Source organism: Winogradskyella aurantiaca (assembly GCF_003362725.1).
In the GTDB taxonomy this organism is placed as follows: Bacteria; Bacteroidota; Bacteroidia; order Flavobacteriales; family Flavobacteriaceae; genus Winogradskyella_A; species Winogradskyella_A aurantiaca.
Genome location: NZ_QKTV01000009.1, coordinates 119,666 through 143,176, shown reverse-complemented (window position 1 = coordinate 143,176; position 23,511 = coordinate 119,666). Strand labels below are relative to the sequence as shown.

23 protein-coding genes are annotated in these 23,511 nt (G+C 39.4%); 9 read left to right on the top strand and 14 right to left on the bottom strand.

What is annotated here, in order from left to right; all coding sequences use genetic code 11:
* Positions 1-95: 95 nt before the first annotated feature.
* The 7 genes from mdh to asnB all read right to left on the bottom strand — a co-directional run bounded on the left by mdh (position 96) and on the right by asnB (position 8,199).
* Positions 96-1,034 carry a malate dehydrogenase gene (mdh, locus tag DN064_RS13965; protein WP_115463276.1) on the bottom strand — a complete coding sequence of 313 codons (939 nt, stop codon included), beginning with the start codon at positions 1,032-1,034 and terminating at the stop codon, positions 96-98.
* A gap of 139 nt (positions 1,035-1,173) precedes the next feature.
* Positions 1,174-3,111: a DNA topoisomerase (ATP-hydrolyzing) subunit B gene (gene gyrB / locus DN064_RS13960; RefSeq protein WP_115463275.1), complete on the bottom strand. Its 1,938-nt coding sequence runs from the start codon at positions 3,109-3,111 to the stop codon at positions 1,174-1,176.
* Positions 3,112-3,400: 289 nt separating this feature from the next.
* Positions 3,401-4,141, bottom strand: coding sequence for a hypothetical protein (locus DN064_RS13955; protein WP_157962323.1), 741 nt, complete (start codon positions 4,139-4,141; stop codon positions 3,401-3,403).
* Between the two features lie 73 nt (positions 4,142-4,214).
* Complete coding sequence (locus DN064_RS13950) at positions 4,215-5,039, bottom strand: CPBP family intramembrane glutamic endopeptidase (RefSeq protein WP_115463273.1); 825 nt, start codon at positions 5,037-5,039, stop codon at positions 4,215-4,217.
* On the bottom strand, positions 5,030-5,746 hold the full coding sequence (locus DN064_RS13945) for a CPBP family intramembrane glutamic endopeptidase (protein WP_115463272.1): 717 nt from the start codon (positions 5,744-5,746) through the stop codon (positions 5,030-5,032). Before DN064_RS13945 ends, DN064_RS13950 begins: the two co-directional genes overlap by 10 nt.
* Positions 5,747-5,771: 25 nt before the next feature.
* Positions 5,772-6,338 (bottom strand): helix-turn-helix domain-containing protein, encoded by a 567-nt coding sequence (locus DN064_RS13940; RefSeq protein WP_115463271.1) that lies wholly within the window; start codon positions 6,336-6,338, stop codon positions 5,772-5,774.
* A 193-nt stretch (positions 6,339-6,531) separates the two neighbouring features.
* Positions 6,532-8,199, bottom strand: a complete 1,668-nt coding sequence (gene asnB, locus DN064_RS13935) for an asparagine synthase B (protein ID WP_115463270.1) — start codon at positions 8,197-8,199, stop codon at positions 6,532-6,534.
* Between the two features lie 169 nt (positions 8,200-8,368).
* Between asnB and DN064_RS13930 the strand changes: the two genes are divergently transcribed.
* On the top strand, positions 8,369-9,643 hold the full coding sequence (locus tag DN064_RS13930) for a YCF48-related protein (protein WP_115463269.1): 1,275 nt from the start codon (positions 8,369-8,371) through the stop codon (positions 9,641-9,643).
* Between the two features lie 44 nt (positions 9,644-9,687).
* Complete coding sequence (locus DN064_RS13925) at positions 9,688-10,233, top strand: DUF2911 domain-containing protein (protein ID WP_115463268.1); 546 nt, start codon at positions 9,688-9,690, stop codon at positions 10,231-10,233.
* Positions 10,234-10,283: 50 nt separating this feature from the next.
* Here DN064_RS13925 and DN064_RS13920 read toward each other — a convergent pair whose 3' ends face one another.
* The 3 genes from DN064_RS13920 to DN064_RS13910 form a co-directional block, all read right to left on the bottom strand.
* Entirely contained in the window at positions 10,284-10,916 is a 633-nt protein-coding gene (locus DN064_RS13920; RefSeq protein ID WP_115463267.1) for a 7-carboxy-7-deazaguanine synthase QueE, read from the bottom strand.
* Positions 10,917-11,008: 92 nt separating this feature from the next.
* On the bottom strand, positions 11,009-12,574 hold the full coding sequence (locus DN064_RS13915; RefSeq protein ID WP_115463266.1) for an NADP-dependent glyceraldehyde-3-phosphate dehydrogenase: 1,566 nt from the start codon (positions 12,572-12,574) through the stop codon (positions 11,009-11,011).
* A 123-nt stretch (positions 12,575-12,697) separates the two neighbouring features.
* Positions 12,698-13,144 carry a RidA family protein gene (locus DN064_RS13910; protein ID WP_115463265.1) on the bottom strand — a complete coding sequence of 149 codons (447 nt, stop codon included), beginning with the start codon at positions 13,142-13,144 and terminating at the stop codon, positions 12,698-12,700.
* Between the two features lie 55 nt (positions 13,145-13,199).
* On the opposite strand from DN064_RS13910, the gene DN064_RS13905 reads away from it, so the two are divergent.
* The 7 genes from DN064_RS13905 (at position 13,200) to DN064_RS13875 (ending at position 18,421) form a co-directional block, all read left to right on the top strand.
* A complete protein-coding gene (locus DN064_RS13905) occupies positions 13,200-14,750 on the top strand; it encodes a helicase HerA-like domain-containing protein (protein ID WP_115463264.1) in 1,551 nt (516 codons plus the stop codon).
* The gene (locus DN064_RS13900; protein ID WP_232827502.1) at positions 14,750-15,316 is read left to right on the top strand and encodes a hypothetical protein; all 567 of its coding nucleotides are present in this window, start codon (positions 14,750-14,752) and stop codon (positions 15,314-15,316) included. The genes DN064_RS13905 and DN064_RS13900 overlap by 1 nt, the downstream gene beginning before the upstream one ends.
* 10 nt (positions 15,317-15,326) lie before the next feature.
* Positions 15,327-15,698 carry a cupin domain-containing protein gene (locus tag DN064_RS13895; RefSeq protein WP_115463263.1) on the top strand — a complete coding sequence of 124 codons (372 nt, stop codon included), beginning with the start codon at positions 15,327-15,329 and terminating at the stop codon, positions 15,696-15,698.
* On the top strand, positions 15,695-16,522 hold the full coding sequence (locus DN064_RS13890) for an alpha/beta fold hydrolase (RefSeq protein ID WP_115463262.1): 828 nt from the start codon (positions 15,695-15,697) through the stop codon (positions 16,520-16,522). Before DN064_RS13895 ends, DN064_RS13890 begins: the two co-directional genes overlap by 4 nt.
* Entirely contained in the window at positions 16,522-17,286 is a 765-nt protein-coding gene (gene rluF / locus DN064_RS13885) for a 23S rRNA pseudouridine(2604) synthase RluF (RefSeq protein WP_115463261.1), read from the top strand. The genes DN064_RS13890 and rluF overlap by 1 nt, the downstream gene beginning before the upstream one ends.
* A 72-nt stretch (positions 17,287-17,358) precedes the next feature.
* A complete protein-coding gene (locus DN064_RS13880; RefSeq protein ID WP_115463260.1) occupies positions 17,359-17,922 on the top strand; it encodes a hypothetical protein in 564 nt (187 codons plus the stop codon).
* A 76-nt stretch (positions 17,923-17,998) separates the two neighbouring features.
* Positions 17,999-18,421: a VOC family protein gene (locus DN064_RS13875; RefSeq protein WP_115463259.1), complete on the top strand. Its 423-nt coding sequence runs from the start codon at positions 17,999-18,001 to the stop codon at positions 18,419-18,421.
* A gap of 5 nt (positions 18,422-18,426) precedes the next feature.
* Here the strand turns inward: DN064_RS13875 and DN064_RS13870 are convergent, their stop codons facing one another.
* The 4 genes from DN064_RS13870 to DN064_RS13855 form a co-directional block, all read right to left on the bottom strand.
* Positions 18,427-20,160: a hypothetical protein gene (locus DN064_RS13870; protein ID WP_115463258.1), complete on the bottom strand. Its 1,734-nt coding sequence runs from the start codon at positions 20,158-20,160 to the stop codon at positions 18,427-18,429.
* A 94-nt stretch (positions 20,161-20,254) separates the two neighbouring features.
* Entirely contained in the window at positions 20,255-21,139 is an 885-nt protein-coding gene (locus DN064_RS13865) for a bifunctional 5,10-methylenetetrahydrofolate dehydrogenase/5,10-methenyltetrahydrofolate cyclohydrolase (protein WP_115463257.1), read from the bottom strand.
* A 30-nt stretch (positions 21,140-21,169) separates the two neighbouring features.
* Positions 21,170-22,501 (bottom strand): signal recognition particle protein, encoded by a 1,332-nt coding sequence (gene ffh / locus DN064_RS13860; RefSeq protein WP_115463256.1) that lies wholly within the window; start codon positions 22,499-22,501, stop codon positions 21,170-21,172.
* Between the two features lie 91 nt (positions 22,502-22,592).
* Complete coding sequence (locus tag DN064_RS13855) at positions 22,593-23,462, bottom strand: Brp/Blh family beta-carotene 15,15'-dioxygenase (protein WP_115463255.1); 870 nt, start codon at positions 23,460-23,462, stop codon at positions 22,593-22,595.
* Positions 23,463-23,511: the final 49 nt, after the last annotated feature.

Below are 23,511 nucleotides of genomic sequence, written 5' to 3'. Positions count from 1 at the left end.
AAGCAGATAAACGAGTTTATGAGTCAATAAATTCCAAAAAAAACAGCGCCTTGGCGCTGTTTTCTTCTATCTATTTTTAAGTGTTTTTTCGGTGGTTATACAGCCACTTCCAAATCTAATAATCCATTGGTCTTACTTACACCCTCGGCACTAGTTTTCAAATGGTTTAATTCCGCTTCACTTAATTCTATTTCAACAATTTCCTCAATTCCATTTTTCCCTAAGATCACTGGAACACCAATAGAAATATCATTTAAACCAAACTCACCTTCTAAAAGTGCTGAACATGGGAACATCTTTTTCTGATCACAAGCAATTGCCTGAACTAGAGCACTTACCGCTGCACCTGGCGCGTACCATGCTGAAGTTCCTAGCAGTTTGGTTAACGTAGCACCACCTACCTTGGTATCTTCTTTAACCTGATTTAAGCGTTCTTCTGAAATGAACTCAGATACTTTAATGCTGTTTCTAGTGGCATGAGATGTCAATGGCACCATTCCAACATCAGAATGTCCTCCAATCACCATGCCGTCTATATCACTAATTGGCGCATCCAAAGCTTCTGCCAATCTGTACTTGAATCTAGCAGAATCTAGTGCCCCACCCATACCAATTATTCTATTCTTTGGAAGGATTGTTGTCTTATGAACAAGGTAAGTCATGGTATCCATTGGATTACTTACCACAATAATGATAGTGTTAGGTGAATGCTCAATTAAACTAGCGGAAACCGTTTTTACAATACCAGCATTGATACCAATTAATTCTTCTCTGGTCATACCTGGTTTTCTTGGGATACCAGAAGTAATCACACAAATATCACTATTCGCAGTTTTAGAATAGTCATTGGTAGACCCTGTTATTTTTGTATCAAATCCGTTTAAAGAAGCACACTGCATAAGGTCCATAGCTTTACCTTCGGCATAACCTTCTTTAATATCAAGAATAACCACTTCCGATGCAAAATCCTTTATGGCAATGTATTCAGCGCAGCTTGCACCAACCGCTCCTGCACCAACTATCGTTACTTTCATAATTAAGTTATTTTTAGTTTAAAAATCGCATACAAAATTAAGGCTTTACAGTAGAATTTCCATGATATTAATCATAGTATTCCTAATAAAAAAAGGGTGCTGTAATAGCACCCTTTAAAATTTCAATTATCAACGACTATTAGGCGTCGATATTGGCATAAATTGCATTCTTTTCTATGAATTCTCTACGCGGTGGTACCTCATCTCCCATAAGCATTGAGAAAATACGGTCTGCTTCGCTTCCGTTTTCAATATTTACTTGTCTAAGTGTCCTAAACTCAGGGTTCATAGTTGTATCCCAAAGCTGTTCCGCATTCATCTCACCAAGCCCCTTATATCGCTGGATTTTAGAATTATCTCCAAACTTTTCTACAATACCATCGCGCTCATTATCGTTCCAGGCGTATTGCTTCTTAGAACCTTTTTTCACTAAATATAATGGCGGTGTAGCAATATAAACGTGACCTTGCTCAACAAGCTCTTTCATATATCTGAAGAAGAAGGTGAGGATTAAAGTGGCAATGTGGCTACCATCAATATCGGCATCACACATAATAATCACTTTATGGTATCTCAATTTCGATAAATTAAGTGCTTTGCTATCTTCTTCTGTACCAATAGTAACCCCAAGAGCCGTAAAGATGTTTTTAATCTCTTCGTTCTCGAACACCTTGTGCTGCATGGCTTTTTCCACATTTAGAATTTTTCCACGAAGTGGTAAGATGGCTTGGAAATTACGGTCTCGTCCAGACTTAGCCGTACCACCTGCAGAGTCTCCCTCAACTAGGTACAACTCACATTTTGATGGGTCTTGCTCAGAACAATCGGTAAGTTTTCCAGGCAGGCCTCCAATACTCATCACCGTTTTACGCTGCACCATTTCGCGCGCTTTCTGCGCAGCATGTCGTGCCTGAGCAGCAAGTATCACCTTTTGAACTATGGTTTTAGCATCATCTGGATGCTCTTCCAAATAATCGGTCAACATTTCAGAAACAGCCTGACTTACCGATGAGGACACCTCACGGTTACCCAACTTTGTTTTGGTCTGTCCTTCAAACTGAGGCTCTGCTACTTTTACCGATACAATAGCTGTTAAACCCTCACGGAAATCATCACCTGAAATTTCAAACTTAAGCTTGTCAAGCAAACCAGAATTATCCGCATACTTTTTAAGTGTATGGGTTAATCCACGTCTGAAACCAGTAAGGTGTGTACCACCTTCATGCGTGTTAATATTGTTAACATAGGAATGCAAATTCTCAGAATAAGATGTATTGTACACCATAGCTACCTCAACTGGCACACCATTTTTTTCACCTTCGAAAGAGATTACATCTTTCATTAAAGGCTCACGGTTACTATCTAAGTACTTTACGAATTCCGGCAAACCATTTTCAGAATGGAATGTTTCGCCTTCAAAAGAACCATCCTCTTTGGTATGTCTCTTATCTATAAGATGTACTGTGATTCCCTTATTCAGGTAGGCTAGTTCGCGCATTCTGCTAGCCAGAGTATCATAATTGTACTCTCTGGTCTGGGTAAAAATAATACCGTCTGGCTTAAAGGTTACAATGGTTCCTGTTTTATCAGATTCCCCGACAGATTTTACAGGGTATAGTGTTTTACCACGCTCATACTCCTGTTCCCATACCTTACCTTCTCTATGCACTGTTGCTTTTAAATGTTCAGATAAAGCGTTCACACAACTCACACCAACACCGTGCAATCCACCAGACACTTTATAAGAATCTTTGTCAAACTTACCCCCGGCACCAATCTTAGTCATTACTACTTCAAGGGCAGATACTCCTTCTTTCTGGTGAAGCCCCACGGGGATCCCCCTACCGTCATCTTCAACGGTAATGGAATTATCTTCATTAATGCTTACTGTAATATTGTTACAGTGCCCTGCCAATGCTTCATCAATAGAATTATCGACAACCTCATAAACCAAATGGTGCAGACCCCTAACGCCAACATCTCCAATATACATGGAGGGGCGCATTCTAACGTGCTCCATGCCCTCAAGGGCCTGAATACTATCTGCACTATATTGCTTTTTATTTTCTTCGCTCATTATTTATAAAAATTGATACGTTTCTACATAAAAAAATGACGCTATTAGCCTCATTTCTAAAAACAAAGATACGATATTAATAAGTGATTTTTAACCATTTTAAGACATTTATCACATATTTATTAACAATAATAGATTATAGTCAAAGTGCTTTAAAACCGCTAAAAATGACTTTAAATTAAATTTTAACGATTTTTTTTATCTGAACCTTACTGCTAGGTTCATGAATTTCTTGAAGACTGAAATATATCCGGTTAAAATTAGGTCCTGACTTACAGGAAATTGTCTCTTAAAATGTTTGAATTACTCTTAGAACACCTGAATACTCAGTTTCATTTTCTATAAAACGCGGTCCAAATCCAACCTGAAACGAAAAACCAAAATCAAACTCGTAATGAAACTGTGGTAACACCAAAAGGACCATGGTATTTTCATCACGCAATTGCAATGTCGGGTCACTGTTATTGAGCTCAAGGCCAAGAACTGAATGATGACCAATATCTGCAAATAGTGTCGCGTTTAAGAGCACAGTGGTTCTTTTATTGAGGTTGGCATCTGAACCCACCTCGTACATTAGACCAAATAAGCCCAAAGCGCTCCAGGTTTCGTTAAAACGATAAGCGGGAATATAGAGTAAACTAAGCTCAGTGATAGAACCATTGACATACGTCTCACCTATAAATTGCAATCCATGAATATACTTATTGTTGGAAGAGGTTCCCAATGTATATTGTATGGCATATTTAAAAGCTTCAAAATGACCATCTGCAAAAGGAAATTCCAGTTCCACAGCAAAGCCATCAAATAAGGCATATTCAATTTCGGGGGCCCATTCAATAGGTCTAACACTGGTGTTGTTTAGAGGAAAGTCAGCTAAGGTATTGATTTCTAGCTCACCTTGTTCAGCCCCTAAACCGCGGACCAGGTCGAACATCATAGGCTCTGGAATCTCCAGTTTTTCAGTTTCTTGAGCAAATAGAATAGTGCATCCAAATAGTAAAAAACATATGTGGAAAAAGCGGTTCCGCATAGTATTAAATTTAGTCCCCAAATGTAAGCTTTTATGCTACATTTAAGACAATTAAAGTGACACTAATCTTAAATCATTTAGACAACGATTTACAGATTCTAATTATACTAGCCCACTTCCAAATCAGAAGTGTAAATATTAAAAAACACCCATTGGTCATAATGAGGACCGTGATAAATGGCGCCCATGCTTCAAAGTTACTAGCGCCCTCTATGTAAAAGAAGCTATCACCTAGGTTTTCAGAACCAACCATATGTCTTGTCGCCCAGTTATTTCCTAAATGAAGACCAATAGGAAACCATAGTGTTTTTGATTTTATTAGGGCTGTTGCAAACATTAAATGACCAACAGGTATCGAAATTAACAACATGATTAGCAGCCCTTTGTTTTGGCCAACCCCTTCATCTAAAACGTGAACTAAAGTAAAGACCACAGAGAATACTATATTGGCCACAACCACATTCGTAATCTTAATAGTTTTATAAAACAGGTATCCCCTAAAAAGTAATTCCTCGGTCGCCACTTGAGGCAAAATGAAATAAAAGGCTAAAAACACATCTCCTAAGTTCACGCTACTTGAGAGTCTTAGCGATTCACCCAAATAAAGACATCTTACATACTTAGCCAATAAAAGAACACAAATGCCTAAGAATGTTCCAAGAATAAGAAATCTCAAGTGCTGGAATTTAAAAGTTAATCCTATCGTTCCTAAGGACTTGTTCTCAGTTTTGAAAAGAATCCCGGTAACTAGGACAAACATTAAACAGGACAGGTAAGGAAAATATGTTTTTAAGGCTCCTGTATTCGTGAAACCACTCAAAACAAAGACCAGAGCAAATAGAAGCAGCGCAACAATAATGCGTACTACATTGGAATGTTTGTTAATCTTTAATTGCATGTTGAGGAGGTAAAAAATCTTTTGAATCTTGATGAACTAAATATCAATTTCAAACTCATAAAGGTGCAAATCGATGGAAATAATCCTCTGAACATGGAATAATTAAACTCATCCCACCCTGTTAATTGAATCTGAGTTAGCTGAGTAAACAATAATTCACCGTACGGTTGATTCTCGCAGAAAAAGGACATCATCAGGTTATAGCTAACATGAAGACCTAAACCCAACATTATGGATTTAGACTTATAATAACTCCAGGCCCAAATCCAACCTGTAATGCCAGTAATTAATAAGATGTAAGCCAATAAAATGAGACGCTCTTGAAGAATCCCATAGGAGAACCAATGGTAAACCCCAAACACCGCAGCAGAACACAAAATGGCCCATCTTGAACCAATTCTTTTAATAAGTACATACAGTATAGCTCCTCTAAAAACCAGGTCCTCTGTGAGCGCTGATTTTAGGTGATACCAAAAGGCTGCTAATACGTCGGTGAGCTGCCATATATTTGACTGCCATTCTAAGTCCAGCCAATAGGTTTCAATACCAATGTAGCATAGCACAATCGCAGCCATTAAGCCAAAACCTAAATAAAATTGCAGACTTTTTTGGTGCAACGGTAAAACGCCTAATACCCCTAAATTTTTTTTCTCAATAAGGTATAACATCCCCCATGAGATCATTATAATGACTAATAATCCTAACATAATTGAACTCTAAAAATGGATTAAACTACTGTCGCGGTTTTAAAAAAGGAATGGATAAAGGGTACTTACATTTCTGCTTGTTAAGAGCCATACTAATATTCACCAGTGTGGTTGTAATACCAAAGAGGACCACTGCGCCAGTAAATATGAAATTAAAACCCGGAAGAATAAAAAACATTCCAAGGGATAGGATTAAGATAAGATTTAGGGTGCCATGGAAGTTAACAACAGCTCGTCCGTGCGCATCATAAATGGCATTATCTTCGGCTTTGGCAATCCATATAAACAGCGGAATTAATACATTGGCAAAGGGGATAATAAACCCAAGGAAGGGGGTGCCGTGAATAAGTAGCATCCATTTTCTTTGAAAAATTTCTTCATTTGGATTCTGAACAACTACCAATTCATTCATTTCTATTTCCAGAGCTTCTGCTAATAATTTTAATGTCTGTAGATGCGGGTTAACCTCACCTTTCTCGATACGCTGAATGGTCCTGATTCCTACAGAAGAAAGGTGCGCTAATTCTTCTTGTGAATACCCTTTTAAGGTTCTTTGATAGATTAAGCTCTCGCTTAGAGTTGCATGATTCATTTTTGATGTATTTGATGTCACAAATCTATCACGGCTAGCCGGTCTTTATTACGCCATTTAAATGACACCTTTCTGTCAAGCCCCTAAATATAGGCGTTTACAGACGATCTTTAGAACTATTTTACGATTTAGCTGCTAAAAAAAAGAAAAGCCAGTAGTAATACTGGCTTATAATTCTTTTAAGTATCATTTGCTATTCATAGGCTTCCTCATGAACTTTTGCAACAGCTCTTCCACTGGGGTCATTCATATTCTTGAAAGCCTCATCCCATTCCAGTGCAATTTTAGTACTGCAAGCTACACTAGGTTCTTGAGGAACACTTTTGGCTGCTGTATCACTTGGAAAATGCGACTCAAAAATTGTACGGTAATAATATTCCTCTTTGTTCTGTGGAGTTTGGATAGGAAATCTAAAATGAGCATTGGCCATTTGCTGATCACTCACCTTTTCCTCTGCCATTTCTTTTAGAGTATCAATCCAGCTATAACCAACACCATCGCTAAATTGCTCCTTCTGTCTCCAGGCTACGCTTTCAGGTAAGTAGTCTTCAAATGCCTTTCTAATAACCCATTTCTCCATACGATCCTCGGTAATCATTTTATCCTGAGGATTAATTCTCATGGCCACATCCATAAATTCTTTATCTAGAAATGGAACTCGTCCTTCAATACCCCAGGCTGCCAAACTCTTATTTGCTCTTAGACAATCATACATATGAAGTTTGCCTAATTTTCTAACGGTCTCTTCATGGAATTCTTGAGCATTTGGTGCTTTATGGAAATACAGGTAGCCCCCAAAAATCTCGTCGGCACCCTCTCCGGAAAGAACCATTTTAATCCCCATCGATTTGATAACGCGTGCCATTAAATACATAGGGGTACTGGCTCTAACCGTGGTAATATCATAAGTCTCCAATTGGTAAATCACATCTTTTATCGCATCCAGACCTTCCTGAATGGTAAACTTTATTTCATGGTGCACAGTGCCGATATGATCGGCCACCTTGCGGGCGGCTGCCAGATCTGGAGAACCCTCAAGCCCAACTGAAAAACTGTGCAATTGTGGCCACCAGGCTTTTTCTTTATCATCTGCTTCTATGCGCATCTGGGAATATTTCTTTGCAATTGCAGAAGTAATAGATGAATCCAGGCCACCAGATAGTAATACGCCATAAGGCACATCACTCATTAACTGTCGGTGTACTGCATCTTCTAGGGCTTGCTGAAGCTCTATGATGGAGGTCTCGTTAGATTTTACCGCATCATAATCCGTCCAGTCACGCTGATACCATTGCTTAATCTCAGCGTCTTTGCTACTCAAATAATGTCCCGGTGGAAATAATTCTACCTTCGCACATATGCCTTCAAGTGCCTTTAATTCGGAGGCGACATAAAAAGTACCATGTGCATCCCATCCCATATACAACGGTATAATCCCCATGTGATCTCTAGCAATCAGGTAGCTATCAGACTCCACGTCATACAAAGCAAACCCGAAAATCCCATTGAGATCATCAAGAAATTCTGTTCCTTTTTCTTTATATAAGGCCAGGATTACTTCGCAGTCACTTTCTGTTTGAAAATCATATTCCAAGGCTAAGTTCTCCCGTAATAGCCGATGGTTATAGATTTCACCATTGGCGGCTAATACCAGTTTTTTATCTGCCGAAAATAAAGGTTGCTTTCCTGAAGCAGGATCTACGATAGCCAATCGCTCATGAGCAAGGATGGCTTTAAAGCTTGAATAGATACCGCTCCAATCCGGACCGCGGTGTCTAATCTTTTTAGACATTTCCAATAGCTGAGGCCTTAAAACCGATTCACTTTGTTTTAAATCGATAGCGCAAACAATACCACACATAATACAAATACATTAATTATAGATACAAATCACGATTAAATATTACTATTAATAAACATTAAGATTAAATATGATTAATTTTTTAAACTAAAAAGTAAATATTTGTTTATAATTATAACTTTTATGTAGAAAACAAGATTATTAACTTTACAATTTGAAAGTTTACCCAATGAAACTAATCTTGCTATGCGTTTTGTCCATTTCATTAGGCCTTGTGGCTCAACCTACTTGGCAAAACTTACCTGATGCCGTATCCAACCCCAACAATCAACGTTTTGATGATGTGTATTTTATAAATGGCCATACAGGCTGGGCAGCTAACGGTGCCTTTGCTTCAGTTTACAAAACAAGTGATGGTGGCATGACCTGGACCGAGCAACTAAGTGAGAGTGATCTTTCTGGAAACTTTTACTTTAGAGCAATCGAGTTTCTTAATGCAGATGTTGGGTTTTTAGGAACCTTATCCGATGCCTTTTTTTGGACGCAAGACGGCGGTGATAATTGGGAACTCGTAGATAATATCACCCCATATCCAGAGGCCATATGTGGGCTTGATGCTGTTAATAGTAACACCATTTATGGTTGTGGCGCCTATTTTACCCCTGCGTACATTATTAAATCAACAGATAGTGGCGATTCCTGGACCTATATAGATATGTCATCTTATGCCACAGCCCTCGTTGATATACACTTTGCTAACGAATCTATTGGTTACGCCGCAGGTAGAAATGTTAATGGAGCCCTTATCTTAAAAACTACCAATGGAGGTACCGACTGGGTAGAGATTTTTAATTCCAATATTCCCGGAGAATACGTTTGGAAACTTCAGGTACTTGATTCCAATACAGATGTCATTTTTGGATCGGTCTTCTCTATTCAGCCGTTTCCAGGAAAACTCATTAAATCCACTAACGCAGGTGAGGATTGGAATAGCTATGACGCCCCTGAAACAGACGTACAGGCCGTTGGTTTTATTACCGAGAATACAGGCTGGATGGGAGGCTATACCACAGGGTTTTATGAAACCCAGGATGGGGGTCAGACCTGGACCGATCTTGGCGTTGGCAGCAATCTCAACAAAATTTTTGTTATCAATTCAACACTTGCCTATGGCGCAGGGACCACACTGTATAAGTTTTCCGATGCGTCCTTGAGCACAGAGGAGGACGCTAACCTTGATCCAAATGATACGTTCATTCAGCTTGAGAACAATCCAGTAGCTAACATGCTTAAAATTGACATCAGGTATTTAAGCAATGATCATTTGAGAATTCAACTTTACGATGTTAATGGTAAGTATTTAAAAGACCTTCTTATAGATAAGATCTCAGAACCCAGTACCAGATTTTATGAAATTGACGTATCTGAACTAAGCTCGGGAAGTTATTTCCTTGATTTGCACACCAACCTCGGTCGTAAATCCTTAAAGTTTATTAAAATTTAGCAGCAATAGCCTGTCAGTTCTTAATTTTAGCAAAAATTAAAATCATGAAACAATCATTATTCAAAACATTGGCCATGCTAGCCATTGTTCTTTTTGCAGGCATGCAAATCAACGCACAAGAATTTAAAGGTCTTGACAAGAGTCCAATGGATGCCGCTTCTTTTCCAGCTGATTATAGAGAATCTAACAAGCTGATTAAAGTGGTTTATAGCCGCCCACAACTTAAAGGGCGCTCTTTAGCCAAATTAGCTCCTGAAGGTCAAGTTTGGAGAACTGGGGCCAACGAAGCTGCCGAACTAACTTTATATGTAGATATGAAGTTGGGAGATACCAAAGTACCTGCAGGTACTTATACCTTTTATGTGATTCCTGGTAAAGATACATGGACCGCTGTTATCAGCACAGACCTTAATGTTTGGGGAGCCTATTTTTATAAGCAAGACAACGATGTAGCCAGACTAGAGGTTCCTGTGATGACTGGAAAAGACTCTTTAGAAGCCTTTTCAATAGCCTTTGATAAATCTGACAGCGGTGTGGATATGTTCCTTGGATGGGACACCACTCGTGTTAAAGTACCGTTTACCAAGTAAAACAAGTACTTATAGTAAATAAGAAAGCCTTTCACTAAGAAAGGCTTTTTTTATGGTATGTTTAAATACTTATGCGTTTGAAGAGACACCTTCCACTTGGGGTGCTTCATCACGTAGTCAACTATCATAGGCATCACTTTATCACGCTTGCTCCATTCTGGTTGCAAATACAAAATGCAATTGTCATTAACCTGAGTTGCTTGTTCCTCAGCAAATCGTAGATCGTCTTTGTTATAGACAATCACCTTTAATTCATTAGCCACCTTATAGATCTCGTCCTTTGGTAGTTTCATTTTTTTAGGAGACAAGCAAATCCAGTCCCAGGTACCTGACAAAGGGTAAGCACCGGATGTCTCAATATGTGTCTTAGCACCGGCAGACTTCATTTGAGAGGTTAAAGGTCCCATATCCCAGGTCAAGGGCTCACCACCAGTCACCACAATAGTATCACTGTATGCTAAAGCATCCTTTACAATGGTTTCTGTGGACGTTGGTGGGTGTATTTCTGCCAGCCAGCTTTCCTTAACGTCACACCAATGGCATCCCACATCACAACCACCAATACGTACAAAGTACGCGGCCGTGCCTTTGTGGTAGCCTTCCCCCTGAATGGTATAAAAGGCTTCCATCAGTGGCAATAACAAGCCCTGATCTATTAACTCCTGCTGTTCTCTTCTGGTCATAGGGCGCAAAGATACCTTTTATTGTCCATCCCAAATCATCAAAGAAAACTAATTCGATTGCATGAATATAAATTTGTAGTATAAATGGCCCACTAAAGCAAGTATTCGGTGCTTATGAAATTAGAATGATGTGAATTTAATAAGTTTCGTAGAATATCATTATTGTAGTCATTGTCTTTAGATGCAACGAATGTTCGTATTGAAAAAGACCTAAGAGCATCAAAAACGCTTAGCGTACTTACTGCGCTATTTTTTCTTCCCGTAAATGGATAAACATCCGGTCCTCTTTGGCATGAGCTATTTAAGTTAACCCTGCACACTAAATTCGCTAAAATGTCAATCAGCGGACCTAACTTACTAGTATCTTTTCCAAATAAACTTACCTGTTGACCATATTCTGAATTAGCCATATCATCAAGAGGTTCATTTATATTATCAAAGGCCACAATCGGAATAACGGGTCCAAACTGTTCCTCATTAAAAAGTTTCATTGACTTATCAACTGGAAATAAAACTGCCGGATAGCAAAAATTACCAGACATTTTACCTCCATTCTTATTCATGATATTAGCGCCTTTAGATATAGCTTCATTTATCAATCCTTGTATATATTCAGGTTTATTTTTCTCTGGTAATGGTGTCAAAAATACACCGTCTTCCCAGGGAAGTCCATATTTCAAATCATCAACAGCTCGTGAGAACATTTCTATAAATTTACCTACAATCGAACTATGGACATATAGAACTTTTAGAGCAGTACATCGCTGTCCATTATAGGAAAGTGTTCCTGATATGCATTCTTTTACTGTATGATCCAAATCAGCATCAGGTAAAATAATAGCCGGATTATTAGCTTCCAATCCTAATACCAACCTTAGTCTATTCTTATTGGGATGTAAGTCTTGCAGGGCAACGGCCGAACTACTATGTCCTATCAAGGCTAAAATATCAACTTTACCCGTCTTCATAACTGGGGCAGCAATATTTCTGCCTCTACCAAAAAGTATATTAACTACTCCCTCTGGAAAGGCAGTTTGAAATGCATCTAAAAGCGGAGTAATTAAAAGCACACCAAGTTTTGCTGGTTTAAAAATAGCAGTATTGCCCATAATTAAAGCTGGTATCAACAAGCAAAACGTTTCATTTAATGGGTAATTATAGGGGCCCAAACATAATACTACTCCTAAAGGACCTCTTCTTATATGAGCATTTATGTTTGATTCCTTATCAAATCTTGCACTTCTTCTGTCCAGTTTTTTATAGGCTTCTATAGTATCATAAATATATTGTACCGTTCTATCAAACTCTTTAGCTGCATCGGATTTATTCTTTCCAATTTCCCACATTAAAAGTTCAACTACCTGATTCCTGTGATTAGTCATTAGGGATACAAATCGTTCAACACATTCAATTCGATCCTTAACTTTCATTGTTGGCCATTTACCCTGACCACGGCCATAAGCCCTTTGCGCCGCATCCAAAGCCAATAAGGCATGATCACTGTCCATATCTGGAACCTTGCCAATCAATGTTCCTTTTCCTTCTGAATTCAATACAATTTGAGAGGTTACTTCGGCATAATTTCCTTGCCAATGTCCAATTTGACCATTAATTAAATAGCCAGAGTACTCAATGTAGGGCGGCCTATAATTACTCATGATATATATTTTTGTTTAACAATTTAATGTTTTTGTTAAACAAACAAAAATAAACTGCTAATTATATAATAGTTTTAACAATACTATTTAATTATGATGATCCTATGAATTAAAATATATTTATCACTTTTTGGCCACCACTTCAATCTCAATGCTGGCCCCGCCGGCCAATCCGTCCGCAGCAAAGGTGGTACGTGCCGGTTTTTTGGTAAAGTATTGGGTATAGACCGTATTAAATTCCGAGAAATCCTTTATATCCCTTAAAATCACCGTGCACTTGACCACATCGTCCAGACCTAGGTCATGATGCTCTAAAACAGCTTTAATATTCTCAATTACTTGTCGGGTTTCAGCGGTAATGCCACCCTCAACTAATTGTCCAGATTGATGATCTTTTCCTATTTGCCCTGTTAGGAATAAGAGATGCTCTGTTTCCACAGCATCCGAAAAGGGGGCTCCTGCCCTGCTATATTCATGAGAAGCATGAAATATTGGATAGGAATTATCGTTTTTACAAGCAGATAGTGAAAAGAGTGTAAAGACGAGGACCAGTGTTCTATACATTGTCATTCGATTCGAATTTTCTTGACTAAAAATACGTTATTTTTACCCAAATTTTGACCTCATGAGCACTTCCCAATCCTTTCGAGAGTACATAGATGCTGGTTATAGCTATAAAGGTGATTATTTGACGCTGGGCGCGGCCATGCTAGATGGAGAAACCCTCACCAATTCCCTGGTGAAGGTGCCCTTAAAAACCATGAACCGCCACGGTTTAATTGCCGGAGCTACAGGTACTGGAAAAACCAAGACGCTTCAGGTGTTAGCCGAAAATCTGTCTAATAAAGGCATACCCGTACTCCTTATGGATATCAAGGGAGATTTGAGTGGTATTGCGCAACCAAGCCCCGGGCATCCCAAAATTGACGAGCGCCATGAGAAAATAGGCATCCCTTTTGAAGCGCAAAACTTTCCCGTAGAAATCATGACGCTTTCTAAACAGGACGGTGTACGATTACGAGCTACCATGAGTGAGTTTGGTCCGGTTTTAATTTCCAGGATTCTGGATGTTACCGAAACGCAAGCCGGGATTATCTCTGTGATTTTCAAATACTGTGATGACCATAACCTACCGCTACTGGATATTAAAGATTTTAAAAAGATCCTTCAGTATGCCACCGGTGAAGGCAAACAAGAGTTTCAGGAAGCCTATGGCCGCATATCCACCGCGTCTACGGGTGCCATCCTTAGAAAGCTTATTGAGATAGAGCAGCAAGGCGGGGATTTGTTTTTTGGAGAAAAGTCCTTTGATACGCAGGATCTTTTGAGAATTGATGATAAGGGCCGCGGTTATATCAATATTATTCGCTTAACCGACATACAGGATCGTCCCAAGTTGTTCTCGACCTTTATGCTAAGTCTCCTGGCTGAGATCTATAACACCTTCCCCGAACAAGGAGATAGTGACCGGCCAGAACTGGTGATGTTTATAGATGAAGCCCATCTTATTTTTAACGAAGCGTCCAAGGCCTTACTCAATCAAATAGAGAGTATTGTCAAGCTTATAAGAAGTAAAGGTGTTGGCCTGTATTTTGTAACCCAAAACCCAACAGATGTACCACCTGAAGTTCTTGGACAGTTAGGTCTTAAAGTACAACACGCCTTAAGAGCCTTTACCGCCAAGGACCGAAAGGCCATTAAGCTTACAGCAGAGAATTACCCTATTTCAGACTATTATAACACTGCCGAAATTCTCACCAATCTGGGTATTGGCGAGGCTCTGGTATCGGCTTTAAACGAAAAAGGAAAACCCACTCCATTGGCGGCCACCATGATGCGGGCTCCCATGAGCCGGATGGATGTGTTGACACAACAAGAGCTAACCTCCTTGATTAAGAACTCCGATCTGGCCAGAGTTTATAATGAGCAAATAGATCGTGAAAGTGCTTATGAATTGCTTAATGAAAAAATAACCAAAGCACAGGAAGAAGAAGCACGCGCTAAAGCTCAAGAAGAGCGAGAAAAAATAGAAAAAGAAGAACGTGAATTCCGCCGCAAAGAATCAAGACGCAGTGGTAGAAGACGAAGCACACGAATGCACCCGTTGGAAAAGGTGCTTACCAGTCCAACGGTAATTAGAAGCATCTTAGGTATTTTAAATAAAATGATTAAATAATGACAATGAATTTTCGCCCCTTAATTACCCTAATAGCAGCAGCGCTGCTCATGGCAGCCTGCAACACCAAAGAATCGATTGACCCATTTTTAGTAGGCAATCACAGTGTGGGCTTATTAAATGATTCTACTCAGATAAAAGACCTTAAAGGTATCTTTGCTAATGATAGCATTGCCACCTTTGAAAATGATATGAGTTTTATTGGTAGTGTGAGTGATATCCGTGTCTATGATACTCTTGGAGAACATCTGCTCACCTTATCGCCAACGGAAGCACAGGACTCTACAGCGACCATTTCAACCATACGAATTGAAACCGAACGTTATCAAACGGCTGAAGGCATCAATTTAAACAGTACTTATGGAGATCTAACAGCCGCTTACGAAGTGAAAAAAATTGACAACCTCATCAACACTATTGTTGTTAGTGTAAAAGGATCGGATGCCGCCTTTACCATCGATAAAAAAGAATTGCCGGCCAACATGCGATTTGATATGAACCTGAATATTGATCCTATTCAAATTCCAGATCAGGCAAAGATCAAATACTTTATGATCCATTGGTAAAATAGGTTTTATGAGTGCTAAAAAATATAAAGTTCAAACCAATCCTTTTGTGGTTCCAACAGACGATGGGAAAATCATTAAGGAGCATTTTGGACTTGCCAGTGACGGCAACACCGAACTAAGCATAGCGCATATGGTGGCCCCACCGGGATGGTCTGAGCCGTTTCAAACCCCAGAATTTGATGAGTACACCTTTATCATTAAAGGGAAAAAACAATTTATAATTGACGGTGATACGGTAGTTCTTGAAGCCGGCCAATCTATAAAAATTGAAAAGGGAACGCGTATTCAATATTCCAACCCTTTTACAGAACCCTGCGAGTATTTGGCTATTTGCAAACCCGCATTTTCAATTGATACAGTAAACAGAGAAGAGGCATGAGTAGCTTTGTAATAAAATCCGTAGGTAACGCCTTAAATGCCACAAGCCTGGTGTCTTCCAGATACGCATCCCAAAAGGCCTTAACCCTATTTGCTTCCCCTAGAAAAGGGCGTTATAACGAGAAGCAAAAAACAGTAGTCTCTGATGCTGAGCAGGTAGACTTAAGCTATGACGGCTTAAAGATTGCCACCTATCATTGGCAAGGCAGTGGGCCAACCGTATTACTAGCCCATGGTTGGGAAAGTAATGCCTCGAGATGGCAATACATTCTTGAAGATTTAAAAAAGAAAGATTTTAATATTGTAGCGCTGGACGCCCCGGTTCATGGCCAATCGGGCGGTAAATTGTTTAGCGCTATTTTTTATGCCGAATTCCTGGCAGAGGTAATCAAGCATTACAACCCCATGACGCTTATAGGGCATTCTGTTGGGGGTATGGCCAGTGTGTTTTGCCAGTATAACAACAACTTTGAAAATATTAAAAAATTAGTCTTACTGGGAGCGCCAGCACACTTTACTGGAGTATTTTCAAGGTACAAGCAAATGATGGGTTACAATCGTCGGATTTCGAACGGTCTGGATAATTTGGTATTGCAGCGGTTTGGTAAACCAGTAGATTATTTTTCTGCGGCCAATTTTACCCAATCCATTACTGCAGATGGTCTGATAATCCATGACAAGCATGATAAAATCATACCCTATGAGGATGCCTTGGAATTCAACAGTAAATACAATAACGCTGAATTGATTACCACCACCGGATTTGGACACGGTCTTCGTGATACCTCATTAACCCCGCGAATCATTGACTTCATAAATTTGTAATGTCTGAAGGAACCCGATTAAATAAATACCTGAGTGAAGTTGGCTATTGTTCCAGGCGACAAGCCGACAAATTGATTGAAGCTGGGCGGGTTACCGTAAATGGCCAAAAACCTGAAATGGGTGTTAAGGTGTCGTCTTCAGACCTCATCAAGGTAGATGGTAAAGAAATTCAGGACAGGAAACAAGATTTTGTCTATCTAGCCTTCAATAAACCTGTAGGTATCGTTTGCACCACGGATACCCGTGTAGAGAAAGATAACATTATTGATTTTATTGGGTATCACAAACGCATATTCCCCATTGGCAGGCTAGATAAACCGAGTGAAGGACTTATTCTACTGACGGATGATGGGGACATCGTCAACAAGATTTTGAGGGCGAGTAACAATCACGAAAAGGAGTATGTTGTTACCGTGGACAAGCCCATATCACAAACATTTGTAGAACGCATGGCTGGTGGTATTTATCTGGAAGAATTAGGCCAGCGGACTAAGAAGTGTGTCGTAAAAAAAATAGACACCTACACCTTCAGTATTATCCTTACCCAGGGATTAAACCGACAAATCCGGCGTATGTGCGATTATTTAAACTACAATGTTTGCACCTTGAAGCGCATTCGCATTATGAACATTACACTCGATGTTCCTGTTGGGGAATATCGCGAGTTAAGCAATTCTGAGTTCAAAGTCTTAAGTGAGCTGATTAGCGATTCTAGAAAGACCTTTGAAGCTAAAGAGCAATTTCCGCGACGCAAACGGCGTTAATTAAATCTTAATTACTGATTTTGAAGATCCTACATCCTTAACTTTAAAAGGCTAAATCAATCCTTTATAGTTATGAAAGTAGTCTATCTTCTATTTCTAGGCCTCACCTTTTTCTCCTATTCTCAAAACAAGTATGCTGCCTCAACAGAACATCCTTACGGTTTACCAAACCCCGATGCTCCCAAGGAAATCAAAGATTTTGATGCCCTAATAGGCACTTGCGCCTGCAGCTCTCAAACCAGAAATCCAGATCAAAGTTGGGCGGAACCCATGTCCATGACCTGGGAATGGAAATACATAATGAACGGTATGGCCGTTCAGGATGAAACCCTAAAGGCAGACAGTGGCCACTCAGGCAGTATAAGACAATTTATTGCAGATAGTAGCAAATGGTATGTGCATTATTATTCTTCAAAAACTCCAACAACCATACTCCCCACCTGGGAAGGAGGAAAAAAAGATGATGGGACTATAGTATTATACCGGCCGCAACAAGCCCCAAACGGTATGGATGGTTTTTACCGTTTAACCTTCTATGATATCGATGATAAAGGCTATAAATGGGTTGGTGAATGGGTAGATCCGAGTGAGCAGGTGGTGTTCCCTACCTGGAAAATTAATTGCAAGCGCAATTAGTTATATGAGACATGGCAAATTTGATTTTTGTAGTGACAATTAGCATCACAAATAGTATTTTGGAGAAAAAATAATTATGGCCCAACTTTCACCTTTTCACCTGGCAATACCAGTTCATAATTTAGCCGAGTGCCGTGACTTTTATACCAATACCCTCAACTTTGAAGAAGGTAGAAGTAGCGATCACTGGGTCGACTATAATTTCTTTGGACACCAACTAGTGATCCATTACAAGCCCAAGACCGAAGAGGACGCTCATACCAACCTTGTTGATGGAAAGGATGTGCCAGTGCCTCACTTTGGAGTGGTCTTAGAATGGGATACCTTTTCTGAATTTGCGGACTTACTAAAATCTAAAGGTATTGCATTTATTATTGAGCCCTATATACGATTTGAAGGTCAGGTAGGAGAACAAGCAACCATGTTTTTTAAAGACCCTGCAGGCAATGCTTTAGAGTTTAAAGCCTTTAAGGATATGGGACAATTGTTTGCCAAGTAGACTTATTAATACCTCCAACTTGTTAGGTCTGCACCTTGAGGTGCTGATGCCATAATACGCTTCATTATTTTAGGAACATACATACTGTTATAACGCATGCGTGAGATGTGATTTGGATTCTCCTGATCCCCATTCCAACAATGTTCTGCCCTATCTCCGTAATCCACCTCACCATCGTAATAGGGATCCTTGGTGTTCTCCAGAAAATCTTCCATCAAATACACCGCATTATTCAAATAGTAGTTGTCCATATCACCACAATAAATATGGATCTTCCCTTTTAGGTCCTCTCCAACTTTATCCCAGTCCCGCTCCAAAATATAGCGTAAGTCGTAATTCTCTTGCCAGTAATTGGCCACTTCATGATTAATTGTACCTGTTTGCTTATCCCATAGACGCACAGGATAACCGTCATCTCCCTGAGGGGAATAGGTGGCCTCCCAAATATCATATTGTTGTCCGGATCTGGATTTGGTGCCTAAAACCAATTCTAAATCGTTGTAATCCTTTAGTGAGGCGTTAACCTTACCCAAGTAATCGCGATGTCCGGGTCGTAACACTTTTTTGTGAGTCCCTGATTCAAAATAGGCATTGTCATCATTATAAATATCTACCAGTGTATAGGATCTAAAGTCAATAGGATCAGGGCAAGCCGCAAAACAGCCGTTATACTCATTGGGATACATCACCTGAACGGCCAAGGCCTCCCATCCTCCAGTAGAACCACCGTACAAAAACCGGGACCAGCCTTCCCCAATACCACGAAATTGTTGTTCTATGTAAGGAATCAATTCATAGGTAATGGCATCACCATAAGGTCCCTGACTAGCAGAATTCACCGCATAAGAATCGTCATAATAGGGCGTTGGGTGCTGAATTTCGATAATTATGAATCTTGGAAAATCAGGGTCATTCCATCGTCTGTAAAAGTCATAAGCTTCTTGTTGCTGAATAATATTGTAGCCGTCCACACCAAAACGTTCTGAGAATTCCGGCTCCATTTCTGCATCTGGAGGTGTTGTTCTAAAACCACCAAAATCAGATGGGAAATGACCATGGAAAATCATTAATGGATACTTTGCCTCGGGATGCTCATCAAAGCCCTTAGGCAATAAGACATGTGCACCTAAATACATGTCCCGCCCCCAAAACTCTGATAACAGATCAGACTTCATTTGTATGTGCTTGATCCATTTGGTATCCTCTGGCTCTTCTATTTCTGGAATGATTTGATCTAAATTGATTGCTATCACCTGATTTGGATCCCCCGTAATCTCAACCTTAACAGGAGTACTTATCAAATTTCCTGGCGACCTGTTCCATTGTTGCCCTTCGCCATTATCCATGGGCAATTCAACTGTGTGACCTGTACTTAAATTGAAGGTTTCATAAGTGTGTAATACAGCCTGAACATGATACGCTCCTGGAGGAATGTCCCTAAGAGATGTATATGGAAATCCTAACTGTTCGGTATCAAATTCTACAACACTACGGGAATTAATATCCTTGACATCCATTCCAAATACTGGTTGCGCCTTAACATCTGGACGTACCTGAAAGCGTGGCTCCTGGCTGTCGTCATCTGATAGAATTAATATCATACGTCCCTTGAGGGTATCAATTTTCAGGACCTCATCAATTGTGATTTCAACCGACAAACCAGAATTAATATCATTAGAATTTTGCTGACAAGAGAACAGAAACAGCATAGAGAGCATTAAAGCACTTAGGACCTTCATAACGTTTGGTTTTAAGTGAAAGAAGTTAGAAGAATTCCCTGAAATAAAAAAACCGTATAAATCCCTGATTATACGGTTTTGAATATTTTGACGCTTACTTTTTAGCGAGTCTGTGACGCTCTCGCGCTAACAGCGTATTCTTAAGAAGCATGGCAATTGTCATTGGCCCCACACCTCCTGGAACTGGGGTGATAAAACTGGCTTTTTTGCTTACATTTTCAAAATCCACATCACCAGTAATATAATAGCCTTTTTCAGAGTCATCCGGCACCCTAGTGATACCTACATCGATAATCACAGCGTCGTCCTTAACCATCTCGGCTTTTAAGAACCCTGGAACACCTAAGGCAGAAATGATGATATCGGCCTGTGAGGTAATCTGTGTTATATTTTTAGTGTGGCTATGTGTCAAGGTTACAGTTGAGTTCCCGGGAAACCCTTTTCTACCCATTAAGATGCTCATTGGACGACCCACAATATGAGAACGCCCTATAATTACGGTATGTTTCCCATCTGTCTCCACCTTGTAGCGATCTAACAACTCCAATATTCCAAAGGGTGTTGCCGGTATAAAGGTGGACATGTCCAAGGCCATTTTACCAAAATTAGTGGGGTGAAAACCATCAACGTCTTTATCAGCGTTAACCGCCAATAAGACTTTCTGGGTATCAATTTGTTTTGGTAGCGGTAATTGAACTATAAACCCATCGATTTCTGGGTCATTATTAAGTTCATCAATTTTGTCCAATAACTCAACCTCACTTGTGGTATTAGGCATTTTTACCAAGGTAGAGTCAAAACCAACGCGTTCACATGCTCTTACCTTACTACCCACATAGGTTAAACTAGCCCCATCATTTCCAACAATAACTGCTGCCAAATGTGGAACTTTTTCACCATTAGCCTTCATTTTATCAACTTCAGCCTTGATCTCATTCTTAATGTCGTTACTGGTCTTTCTACCGTCTAATATTGTCATCTGTAAATAGTATTGCGTATACCTAAATTATTATCGTGGCATGTTTTTCATCATCTGCATCATGCGCTTACCGCCACCTCCTTGCATCATCTTCATCATCTTACTCATTTGAGTAAACTGCTTCAAAAGTTGGTTGACTTCCTGCACAGATGTACCAGAACCCTTACTAATTCGTTTCTTTCTGCTTGAATTTATAATGGACGGATTGGAGCGTTCTCCAGGTGTCATAGAAAAGATAATAGCCTCAATACCTTTAAAAGCATCGTCATCAATGTCCACATCCTTCATCATCTTGCCTGCACCGGGTATCATACCTACTAAATCCTTGATGTTACCCATTTTCTTAACCTGTTGAATTTGCTTTAAGAAATCATCTAATCCAAACTGGTTCTTAGCAATCTTCTTCTGAAGCTTTCTGGCCTCTTGCTCATCAAACTGCTCCTGGGCACGTTCCACAAGCGATACCACATCTCCCATTCCAAGGATACGATCGGCCATACGAGACGGATAGAATACATCAATAGCTTCCATCTTTTCACCAGTACCAATAAACTTGATAGGCTTGTTAACAACAGATTTAATAGAAATAGCTGCACCACCTCGCGTATCACCATCAAGTTTGGTGAGGATAACCCCATCGAAATTCAGAATATCGTTGAAGGCCTTCGCGGTGTTTACGGCATCCTGACCTGTCATGGAATCAACTACAAAAAGCGTCTCTTGTGGTTGGATACTCTTATGAATGTTAGAGATCTCGGTCATCATGGCCTCATCCACAGCAAGTCGACCTGCCGTATCTATAATAACCACATTAAAGCCATTTGCCTTAGCATGTGCAATACCAGCATTGGCAATCGCGACAGGGTCTGAATTTCCCCTATCACTAAAAACCTCTACACCTATCTGTTCGCCTACCACATGAAGCTGATCAATAGCGGCAGGACGATAAACATCACAGGCTACTAATAATGGTTTCTTAGTTTTCTTATTCTTTAAATAATTAGCCAGCTTACCGGAGAAGGTAGTTTTACCAGAACCTTGCAAACCTGACATTAAAATGACACTTGGATTGCCAGATAGATTTATACCTTCCGCATCGCCGCCCATCAATTGCGTCAATTCGTCCTTAACAATCTTCACCATTAACTGACCTGGCTGAAGTGTTGTTAATACGTTTTGTCCAAGCGCTTTCTCTTTAACCGTATTGGTAAATTGCTTGGCTATTTTAAAATTGACATCCGCATCAAGCAATGCACGCCTCACTTCTTTTAAGGTTTCAGCAACATTGACTTCGGTTATGCTGCCATGCCCCTTTAAAACGTGTAATGCCTTATCTAACTTATCACTTAAATTATTGAACATTCAATCAAATATTTAGAAGTTGCAAATTTAATCAAATCTTAATGACTAGCTTATGCCAAGAACTTAAAATTGATCCATTTGATTATTGTATTCAATGATCAAAAAGTTTGTGCATAACTAGTACATGTGGAAATGTAATGGCCGCTAAAAAGGTAAAAAATAAGGTCAGGAACAATTGATCTTGATCTTTAAAAACATAAAAGAAAACTGCCATCCCTGCCATAGCCATGAGCCAGTAAACTAAAGAGGACTTTACATAAGACCAAATGCTTTTTTTTGAAATAGCTCCATTCAAGAACTTTACCTGATCCAGCATCGATGGTAACGAATGCCAGATGACGAAGTATATGGCAAATCCCCAAATAAGTGATGCAGACTTAAATATGATGAACAGCACCAGCAAATAGAACAGTTCCTTATACCAACTCTTTAGAACTCTTGAATAGACAAGATAAAAACCCAATAAGAGCATCGCAACACTTGAACCTACAAACCCATATAAAAAGTAGTCACTTTCCATTTTTAAACCGCTAATTTGTTCAATTACCTCTGCAGCCATTTGCCAATGACAATACAATAACATTAACAATAATGTTAATCCATAACAACCAAAAAATAAAGTCTTATCTGCTGGAGAATTGATCTTTAATCCATGAAAATGCTGTTCACCAAAATGATAGGCACTTATGAGAATAAAAATTGCCAAGGCCAATTGTGGCAATACGTAAAATAGAATGGCTGCAAGAATCACTGTCACAACATAAACACCAAGTAAACGTAAGAATGATTTTTGTCTTGTTTGTACTTTCTGAATAATCTGGATGTCGTTTGATCCATGAATAATCCCGATAGAAAAAATGAGAATCAAGGCAACAGTTGTTTCCATCCGTTTATCAAAAAAATTTGACATCCACAATGCTAAAAATGTTAAAACAATAGAAATATTATGAATATTACTCATGATTCTGGTTCAAAATTACATATTTAATAATTTTTTTCACAAAATTTTA